Origin of the sequence: Mycobacterium sp., assembly GCF_049683935.1 — a bacterium.
Lineage (GTDB): Bacteria > Actinomycetota > Actinomycetes > Mycobacteriales > Mycobacteriaceae > Mycobacterium.
Map to the genome: position 1 here is coordinate 1 of NZ_JBAUJR010000228.1, position 9279 is coordinate 9279.

Consider the following 9279-nt stretch of genomic DNA (forward strand, 5'->3'; position numbering starts at 1 on the left):
GTGCAGGGCAACGTGCCGCGTCTCGGTCTGGAGTTCAACGCCCAGCGCCGCGCGGTCCTCGACAACCACGTCCGCGAAACCCTGCGGCTCGCCGACGACGTCCGCGCGGGCCGAGCGCCGCGACCGATGCTGGTGATCTGGCCGGAGAACTCCTCGGACATCGATCCGCTGGCCAACCCGGACGCCAGGCAGCAGATCTCGACCGCCGCGGCCGCGATCGACGCGCCCATCCTGGTCGGCGGCGTCGTCGCGGCTCCCGGCTACTCGCGGGACAACCCGGTGTCGACCAACTCGGTCATCGTGTGGAACCCCGCGACGGGTCCCGCGGCCCGCCACGACAAGCAGATCGTCCAACCGTTCGGTGAGTATCTGCCGTGGCGCAGCTTCTTCAGCCGCCTGTCGCCGTACGCCGAACGTGCGGGCTACTTCATCCCCGGCGAGGGCACCGGTGTCGTTCAGGCCGCCGGTGTACCCGTCGGGGTGACCACGTGCTGGGAGGTCATCTTCGACCGGGCGGCTCGGGAGTCGGTGCGCAACGGCGCCCAGGTGCTCGCGGTGCCCACCAACAACGCGACCTTCGACCAGGCGATGAGCGAGCAGCACCTGGCATTCAGCCGGCTGCGCGCCGTCGAACACAACCGGTACGCCGTCGTCGCCGGAACCGTCGGCGTCAGCGCGGTCATCGCGCCCGACGGCCGCGAGCTGGCCCGCACCGGGTTCTTCGAACCGGCCTACCTCGACCAGCAGATCCGGTTGAAGACCTCGCTGACACCGGCCACCCGCTTCCGCCCGATCGTCGAGGCGGTGCTGATCGCCATCGGCGTTGCGGGAGTTCTCGGCGCGATATTGCACAATGGATCGTTCGTGCCCGCAAGAATGAGGGGTCGGCGTTCGACGACCGATGACGGTGAAGGAGCCACATGAGCGTCCCCGGTGGCATTCCCGGTGACTCTGCCGACCAGTCGAGAGACGATTCGGCCCCGCGCCCCAGCCGGCGCACACTGGTCATCATCCCCACCTACAACGAGCGGCAGAATCTGCCACTGATCGTCGCGCGGGTGAACAGCGCCGCCCCCGAGGTCCACGTCCTCATCGTCGACGACGGCAGCCCGGACGGGACGGGGGCGCTCGCCGACGAACTCGCCCTGGCCGACCCGGATCGGGTTCATGTCATGCACCGCGAGTCCAAGGACGGTCTCGGCGCGGCTTACCTCGCCGGATTCGCGTGGGGTCTGAGCCGCCAGTACTCGGTGCTCGTCGAGATGGACGCCGACGGCAGCCACGCTCCCGAGGAGCTCTACCGGCTGCTCGACGAAATCGATGCGGGCGCCGACCTGGTGATCGGGTCGCGTTATGTCGCCGGCGGCGAGGTGCGGAACTGGCCACGGCGCCGGCTCGTGCTGTCCCGCACTGCGAACGGCTACTCGCGGATCCTGCTGGGGGTCGACATCCATGACATCACCGCCGGCTACCGCGCGTACCGGCGCGAGGTGCTGGAGAAGATCGATCTCGCAGCCGTCGACTCGAAGGGTTACGGATTCCAGGTGGATCTGACGTGGCGCTCCATCAACGCCGGATTCACCGTCGTCGAGGTGCCGATCACGTTCACCGAACGTGAGCACGGCGTGTCCAAGATGGACGGTTCGACCATCCGGGAAGCGATCCTCAAGGTCGCCCAGTGGGGTATGCGGGCCCGGATCGACCGGGCCCGCGGCGCTGCCCGCTGATTCGTAGCGGCTGCCTGCTCAGCTGCCCCGGCGACGCGTCTTGATGATGTCCATGCGCTCTTTGAGCAGTTCGTCGAGTTCCTCGACCGAGCGGCGCTCCAGCAGCATGTCCCAGTGGGTGCGCGGCGGCTTGACCTTCTTCGGCTCAGGAACGTCCCCCTCGATCAGGGTGCCCTCCATGCCGTTGCGGCACAGCCAGGTGCCGGGGATCTCGGCGTCGTCGGCGAACGGGACGTCGAACTCTTCGCCGTTGTCGGTGCGGTACCGGGCGACCTGACGCGGCGCCAAGTCGTGGTTGCGGTCCGTCTCGTAGCTCACAGCTCCGAGGCGACTGCCTCTCAAAACACGATCAGCCATCGTCAACTCCTCAATAAAAACAATCCGTCCGGGCTTCGCCGGAGGCGAATGTGCACCGATGCTCAACGCAGAGGTCCCTCGTAGAGTTCCCGACGCGACCCCGAATGATACCGGGATCGGTGCAGCTCGCGGTTTACAGTCGGGCTCGTGACTTCTGTGACGGCTCAGGCGCCCCTCAGCACGACCCGCAGACGTCCCCAGAGCTGCCGGTGGTGCGGCCGGGAGGTCGCCGACAGCGGACTGGGTCGACGGCGGCAGTACTGCAGGCAGTCCTGTCGTCAGCGCGCCTACGAGCAGCGCGCCCAGATCAAAGGCACCTCGGTGCCCGCCGACTCGGTGGTGCTCACCGCCGAGGAAGCCGCCGAGCTGTCCGATCGGGTGTATCAGGTCAGGTGTGCCGCCGAGGACATGGCGACCGCGATCGACGAGGGGGCCGACCGCGATGAGCTGCTGCAGCTCTGCGGCGCGCTGATGCAGGTGGCGCGGGCAGCCGACGGCTGGCGGTAACGCGTTTCGGCGGTACGCTTAGCGCGATCTGTCCGCCTGGGTGATGGGGTGTCGGTGACCGTGTCCAGCGATGCGTCATCCTCGTCCGCTGCACACCCGCGATCGTGGCGCTGGGACGACTTCGTGCTCGATACCGGTCGGTACGAGCTACGCCGCGGCGACACGGTCATCCGGGTCGAACCCCAGGTTTTCGACGTGCTCACCCAGTTGTTGAGCAACCACGAGCGCTTCGTCAGCAAGGAAGAGTTGTTCGACGCCGTGTGGGGCGGCCGGTTCGTCGGCGAGGCCGCCCTGACAAGCCGCATCAAAGCCGTCCGGCGTGCGCTCGGCGACGACGGGGAGTCCCAGCGCTACATCCGCACGGTGCGGGGTCGGGGCTACCAGTTCGTCGGCACGTTGCAGACCGAGCCCGCGGAGGCGCCGCCGCCGGAACTCGAGCCCGAACTTCCGCGCCAGCACATCGCCTTCTGCCGTGCCGGCGACGGGGTGCGCCTGGCCTACGCGGTGTCGGGGGAGGGCCCACCGCTGGTACGGGCCGCGAACTGGATGACGCACCTCGGTTATGACATCGAGAGTCCGGTGTGGCGGCACTGGGTCCGCGACATGTCGCGGCGGCACAGATTCATCCGCTACGACGAGCGTGGCTGTGGTCTGTCCGACTGGGACGCGGCGGATTTCACGTTCGACGATTGGGTCGCCGACCTCGAATCGGTGGTCGAGGCACTCGGCGTTGAGCGATTCCCGCTGCTGGGGGTCTCCCAGGGCGGGGCCGTCGCTGTCGCCTACGCGGCGCGCCATCCGGAGCGGGTGACCCGGCTGGTGCTGTCCGGTGCCTACGCTCGGGGCCGCGCTGTGCGCGCATTGAATGACGACGAAAAGCGAGCTGCCGCACTTGATCTCGACCTCGCCCGGGTTGGCTGGGGCCGTGACGACCCGGCGTTCCGTCAGGTGTTCGCCGCCCAGTTCATCCCCGATGGCACCCGGGCCGACTGGGCCGCATTCGACCAGCTGCAGCGGCGCACCACCTCCCCGGAGAACGCGGTCCGATTCCTGGAAGAGTTCGCGCGCATCGACATTCGCGATCAGGCAGGCAAGGTCGAATGCCCGACGCTGATCCTGCACTCGCGCGACGACCATCGTGTCCCGATGCGCTACGGCGAGGAGTTGGCGGCCCTGATCCCGGACTCGCATCTGGTCGCGCTGTCGAGCAACAATCATCTGCTCACAGCCACCGAACCCGCCTGGCGGGTGTTCTGCGACGAAGTCGAAACGTTCCTGGCCCGAGCCGACTGACGGTTCTCCATACAATCTCCACACAATCTTCATGCGCGACTCCAGGCACGCGTTCATGCTGCTCACATGAGAAAACACACACGCTCACTGCTGGTCGGCATCAGCGCGTTCGCCGCGCTGGGCACTCTGTCGGGCTGCTCGGGTGGCTCATCGACTGACACCACGTCACCTGCCCAACCCGCGCCGGCCACGTCGGCCGAGGCGCAGTTCCCGGCCTCGGCGCGCTACATGGCCGACATGACCTCTGCTGACGGCCGGACCATGACGATCGGCATCAGCGTGGACGGCGCCGAGATCGCCGCATACGCCTGCAATGGAACCGACGACGAAGCCTGGTTCTTCGGCAATCAGACCGACGGCCGGATCGACGTCGAGTCCCGATTCCGTGACAACCTCCAGGCTGAGTTCGACGGCACCGCGGTGACCGGCGAGGTCACGATGAACGAGGTCGAGTACGACTTCACCGCCAACGCCGTATCCGGTCTGGCGGGCATGTACACCGCCGAGTCCGACGGTGTCCGCGCCTCCTGGGTGGTGCGTCCCGACGGGACGGCAACGGGTGTGCAGTTCGGCGGATTCACCCAGGGTGACCGAAACTTCGACCCGTTCAATCTGGACGAGTTCAGCGACTTCGATGTCCGCAACGACGTGCGCCCCAGGCGCAACCTCACACCGGCGGGACCGATCGAATTCCCCCAGGGCGGTGCACCGCAGGCGAGCATCAACGGCGCGCCCGTATCTCCGACGCTGGTGACCGGCACGTTCCGCCTCGGCTGATGAGCGGGGGCGGTCTTCGCCCGACCGCTGCATCGGGTAAAAGGTGAGGCGTGGATGAATGGTTCGAACGCAGCCCGGTCATCGGATTCATCCCGTGGATCGTCTACTGGGTGGTCGCCGACGGTCCCAGCACATGGATGTTCGGAGCGATCTGCGCGGTGCTCGCGGCGTTGATCATGGGAGTGTCGGCGGGTTTCGCCGGCGTGCGACTTCTCGACATCGTCACTGTCGTGTTCTTCACCGGCGTGACCGTCGCCGGCATGGTCATCGGCGCGGCTGACCGCGACTGGATGGACACCCACGCGACGACGCTGTCCAGTGGGGCGCTGGCGATCATGGCCCTGGGATCGCTGGCGTTCGAGCCCTTCACCGCGCAGTACGCGCCGGAGTCGGCGCCGCGCCAGGAGTGGGAACAGACCGCCTTCCGCCGCACCAACCAGGTGCTCACGCTGATGTGGGCGCTGGTGTTCGCGCTCATCGCGGTACTGGGTTTTGTCGCCGTCGCATCGCCGTCGACGGTGCACTGGACCAAGGCCGTCATTCCGGTCGTGGTGATCATCGGCGCAGTCGGCATGACCCAGATCTATCCCGAACGGGCCAGGGAGAAGGCTCGCGCCGAGGAACCGTGATCCCGGGGTCAGCAGCTGAAGGCTGCCCCCGTCTGCGGCGGTGGTGGCGTGACGGGCCGTAGGCATCCGAAGGGCACAAGGCCGCCGGCGCTGATCTGGACAGCCGAGTGATGTGCGTAGTTCACGCAGAACAGCCCGGACGCGTCGCTGCGGCACCGGTTGTCGGCGAAGGTCAGTGACTGGCCCTCCGCCAACTGTGGACCGACGCCCGTGACGAACGGGCCGGGATCTCCGTGCAGGGATCCGATCTGCGCGCTCGCGCCCGGATAGTCGACCCACCCGGCCTTCCACATGCCCTCCCCGTCGGCGGGGCGCGGTGATGGGGACTCGAGCTCGACGAGGCAGGTCAGCGCGCCGTCGTTGTATGCCGGGTCGGTCATGCACTGTGTGGTGTCGTTCGGCGCACCCGACGGGGCGGTGAACGCGATGTCGTCTCCCAGCGGTGTGCTGACCCCGTCGCGGAACGCCACATGGTGGGCAGCCGGATCGGCGGGTGTGCCCGCCTCGATCCAGGCGATGACCTCTTCGATCGCCGCGCTCCGGCCGGGCGCTCGACCGGAGGCTCCGGGTGCTGGAGCAGCGCTCGTCGTGGTCGTCGGAGCGCTGGTCGGCGGCGCCGACGGCGGTTCGGCATCACCGCCCACCGACTGAGAACAGGCCGCAACCAGCGCAGTGGCCGCTATGAGGCCTGCAATTCGCATTCCGCCAGGTTAGCGGCCCGACACGCACTTGCCGGCCAGGCGGGGCGGGCGAGAGTTCGCTACCGTCGAGAGAATGCACGAGCAAACCGTCCGGGTGAAGATCGCCTCGGGCACGATCGAGGGCTTCACGCGCGACGGCGTGAACAGGTGGCGGTCGATCCCCTACGCCAAGGCGCCGGTGGGACCGCTGCGCTACCGGGCACCCCAGCCGGTACAGCCGTGGCCGGGAGTCCGGTACTGCCACGGGTTCGGCCATTGTGCGCCCCAGCAGCGGATGTACACCCTCCTCGCACCCGGGAAGTACCAGCCGATGAGCGAGGACTGCCTCACGCTCAACGTCGTCCAACCGGAAGAACCGCAGCAGGACCCGCTGCCCGTGATGGTTTTCATCCACGGCGGCGGCTACATGTTGGGCAGCTCGGCAACACCGATCTACGACGGTGCGTCCCTGGCTCGCAAAGGCTGCGTCTACGTGTCGGTGAACTACCGTCTCGGGGCGCTGGGATGCCTGGAGCTGTCCTCGCTGTCCACCCCGGAGATCACCATCGACGACAATCTGTTCCTGCGGGACCTTGTGATGGCGCTGCGCTGGGTCCGGGAGAACATCGCGGTCTTCGGCGGTGATCCGGACAATGTGACGATCTTCGGTGAGAGTGCCGGCGCCCATGCCGTGGCCACGCTGCTGGCCACGCCGTCAGCCAAAGGCCTTTTCGCGCAAGCGATCTCAGAGAGCCCGCCAACTGGAATGGTCCGCAGCGCCGACGTGGCCGCCGAGTACGCCACCAGATTCGCCCGACAACTCGACGCGCGCGAGCAGGGCGCCGCGCAGGCACTCCTGGCGGCGCGACCCGCAGAGCTGGTGAACGCTCTCGAGCGGCTCATCATCGAAGGGCAGCGGGATATGCTGGGCGCGTTCGCGATCGGTCCCACGTCCGAGACCGACTATCTGCCAATGGATCCCGTCGACGCGATGCGCAGCGGCAAGGCGCATCCAGTGCCGCTCATCGTCGGGACCAACGCCGACGAGGGCCGACTGTTCACGCGCTTCCTCAAGCTGCTGCCCACCAACGAACCGGCCATCGAACGCCTGCTGGCGCACGCCGATCCCGCAGACCGCGAACGGATCACCGCCGCCTATCCGGGTTACCCGGCGGCTGCGGCGTGCGTGCGTCTCGGGGCGGACTTCATCTTCGGTTCGGCTGTCTGGCAGATCGCCCAGGCCCACAGCAGGCATGCGCCGACCCACGTCTACCGCTTCGACTTCGCGACCAGGGCTCTGCAGATCGCGGGCATGGGCGCCACCCACGCCACCGAGTTGCTCGCGGTTTTCGACGTCTACCGCTCCCGGTTCGGGATGCTGCTGACCGCAGGGGTGGACTCGAGGGCCGCGCGCAAGGTCAGCGACGATGTGCAGTCCCGTTGGCTGGCGTTCGCCGACGGCGGTGTGCCCGGTGAGGACTGGCCGCGGTACACCAGCGACGAGCGTGCCGTGATGGTCTTGGACCGGCGGCGTCGGGTCGAGTTCGACCCGCACTCCCATCGGCGACTGGCGTGGGAAGGGTTCTCCCTGGCGTCCCGGTGAGGCCGTGGAAGTTGCGGAATCGTCGTGCCGTCCGGCCGTGGATGTGGTTGCGTTAGGACGTGTCGCAGCCCGATGATTCGCATTCCGTCGACTTCCCCCTCGACCCGCTCAGTGCCGACGAGTTCCGAGCGGTTGCTGCGATGCTGCAGCGTGAGTACGGCGTCCGTGCCGCTCCCTCGTCAGGCGCCGATCTGGGCTGGCGTTTTGCGTCGGTCGAGCTCATCGAACCCTCCAAGGCGGAGTTGGCCGCGTTCCAGGGCGGCGGGCCGAGGCCACCCCGCCGAGCAGAGGTCATCTGCTTCAACCGCACCGACAACGCCACCTACAAGAGCGTGCTGTCGCTGACCGACGACCGCGTCGAAGCCTTCGAGCACGTCCCAGGAGTGCAGGCGAATTTCACCGTCGACGAGTTCCTCGAGTGTGATCAACTGCTGAGGTCGCATCCAGATGTCCTCGCGGCGTTGCGCCGTCGTGGGATCACAGATGTCGGCACGGTGTTCTTCGACACCTGGACCTACGGCGACGCTGTCGCCCCGCCGGAGTTTCGGGACCGCCGGATCGGCTGGTCGGACAGTTGGGTCAAGGCGGCCCCCGGGGCCAACCCCTACGCCAGATTGGTCAGCGGACTGCACTGCGTCATCGACGTGAACGCGATGGAGTTGTTGCGAGTCGAGGACGGTGGCCCGTTCGCCACCGGGGAGGCGACGGTTCCCGAGGTGATGGGGGAGTACGTTCCCAGCCACATCCCCGAACGGATTCGCGCGGCGACTGATCGTGAACCCCTCAAACCTCTGCACATCACCCAACCCGAGGGTCCGTCGTTCACCGTCGAGGGAAACCTGGTGCGCTGGCAGAACTGGTCGCTGCGTGTCGGGTTCAACCATCGCGAGGGCATGACGCTGCACTCGGTGCGCTACCGCGACGGCGACCGCGACCGGTCGATCGCGCACCGGATGTCGTTCGCGGAGATGATCGTTCCCTACCGCGACCCGTCACCGGACCATTACCGGCGCACCGCCTTCGACATCGGAGAGTGGGGGCTGGGGTTCATGACGACCTCCCTGGCGTTGGGCTGCGACTGTCTGGGGGAGATCCGCTATCTCGACGCGGTCCTGCACAACAGCAAGGGCGAGCCGTACACCATCACGAATGCCATCTGCATCCACGAGGAAGACAACGCCGTGCTGTGGAAGCACGTCGACCACGACATCGGCGCCGAGGTCCGCCGGATGCGTCGGCTCACGCTGTCGTTCCACGTCACCGTCGCCAACTACGAATATCTGGTCTACTGGCGGCTCTACCAGGACGGCAACATCGAGTGTGAGGTCCGCGCGACGGGCATCATGGTGACCACTCCGCTGCCGGCGGGCGCGCCCAACCCGAACGGCACCCTGGTCGACGAGCGCACCTACGCACCGTTTCATCAGCACTTCCTCGTCGCCCGGCTGGACATGGACATCGACGGCACTGACAACACCGTGGTCATGTCCGAGTCCTATGCCGAGCCGATCGGCCCCGACAACCCGCACGGGCTGTCGCTGGTGGTGGCCAACACTCCGTTGCGCACCGAGGGGGAAGCCAAGCAGGACGTGAACTTCGCGACCCAGCGGGCCTGGAAGGTGGTCAACCCCAACGTCGTGACCGGAATCGGCGCCCATCCGGCGTACAAGCTCGTCCCCAGCGGTGCCATCCCGCCGATGTTCGAG

At 67.4% G+C, this 9279-nt stretch carries 10 protein-coding genes; 8 read left to right on the plus strand and 2 right to left on the minus strand.

From position 1 onward, the window contains the following. Together lnt and WA965_RS12980 are read left to right on the plus strand one after the other, a co-directional pair. Positions 1–924, plus strand: a 924-nt coding sequence (gene lnt, locus WA965_RS12975; RefSeq protein WP_526447601.1) for an apolipoprotein N-acyltransferase, incomplete at its 5' end; no start/stop codon positions are given. Beyond that, on the plus strand, positions 921–1727 hold the full coding sequence (locus WA965_RS12980) for a polyprenol monophosphomannose synthase (RefSeq protein WP_526303105.1): 807 nt from the start codon (positions 921–923) through the stop codon (positions 1725–1727). The genes lnt and WA965_RS12980, both read left to right, overlap by 4 nt. Before the next feature lie 18 nt (positions 1728–1745). Here the strand turns inward: WA965_RS12980 and WA965_RS12985 are convergent, their stop codons facing one another. Next, positions 1746–2084 (minus strand): RNA polymerase-binding protein RbpA, encoded by a 339-nt coding sequence (locus tag WA965_RS12985; protein WP_178360174.1) that lies wholly within the window; start codon positions 2082–2084, stop codon positions 1746–1748. A 156-nt stretch (positions 2085–2240) separates the two neighbouring features. On the opposite strand from WA965_RS12985, the gene WA965_RS12990 reads away from it, so the two are divergent. The 4 genes from WA965_RS12990 (at position 2241) to WA965_RS13005 (ending at position 5290) form a co-directional block, all read left to right on the plus strand. Then, positions 2241–2591, plus strand: coding sequence for a hypothetical protein (locus WA965_RS12990; protein ID WP_178360319.1), 351 nt, complete (start codon positions 2241–2243; stop codon positions 2589–2591). Positions 2592–2645: 54 nt separating this feature from the next. Then, positions 2646–3884, plus strand: a complete 1239-nt coding sequence (locus WA965_RS12995; RefSeq protein WP_526303106.1) for an alpha/beta hydrolase — start codon at positions 2646–2648, stop codon at positions 3882–3884. Between the two features lie 66 nt (positions 3885–3950). After that, positions 3951–4661 carry a hypothetical protein gene (locus WA965_RS13000; protein WP_526303107.1) on the plus strand — a complete coding sequence of 237 codons (711 nt, stop codon included), beginning with the start codon at positions 3951–3953 and terminating at the stop codon, positions 4659–4661. 50 nt (positions 4662–4711) lie between these two features. After that, a complete protein-coding gene (locus tag WA965_RS13005; protein WP_526303108.1) occupies positions 4712–5290 on the plus strand; it encodes a hypothetical protein in 579 nt (192 codons plus the stop codon). Positions 5291–5298: 8 nt separating this feature from the next. On the opposite strand, the gene WA965_RS13010 is transcribed toward WA965_RS13005, so the two are convergent. Then, on the minus strand, positions 5299–5991 hold the full coding sequence (locus WA965_RS13010; protein ID WP_526303109.1) for a hypothetical protein: 693 nt from the start codon (positions 5989–5991) through the stop codon (positions 5299–5301). Between the two features lie 73 nt (positions 5992–6064). Between WA965_RS13010 and WA965_RS13015 the strand changes: the two genes are divergently transcribed. After that, the gene (locus WA965_RS13015; protein WP_526303110.1) at positions 6065–7573 is read left to right on the plus strand and encodes a carboxylesterase/lipase family protein; all 1509 of its coding nucleotides are present in this window, start codon (positions 6065–6067) and stop codon (positions 7571–7573) included. 59 nt (positions 7574–7632) lie between these two features. Then, positions 7633–9279, plus strand: a 1647-nt coding sequence (locus WA965_RS13020) for a primary-amine oxidase (protein WP_526447603.1), incomplete at its 3' end; no start/stop codon positions are given.

Excerpts from the sequence above, each read along its gene's own strand:
- WA965_RS13010 (WP_526303109.1), bottom strand. The coding sequence starts at position 5,991 with ATGCGAATTGCAGGCCTCATAGCGGCCACTGCGCTGGTTGCGGCCTGT.
- WA965_RS13000 (WP_526303107.1), top strand. The coding sequence starts at position 3,951 with ATGAGAAAACACACACGCTCACTGCTGGTCGGCATCAGCGCGTTCGCC.
- WA965_RS13015 (WP_526303110.1), top strand. The coding sequence starts at position 6,065 with ATGCACGAGCAAACCGTCCGGGTGAAGATCGCCTCGGGCACGATCGAG.
- WA965_RS12985 (WP_178360174.1), bottom strand. The coding sequence starts at position 2,084 with ATGGCTGATCGTGTTTTGAGAGGCAGTCGCCTCGGAGCTGTGAGCTAC.
- WA965_RS12980 (WP_526303105.1), top strand. The coding sequence starts at position 921 with ATGAGCGTCCCCGGTGGCATTCCCGGTGACTCTGCCGACCAGTCGAGA.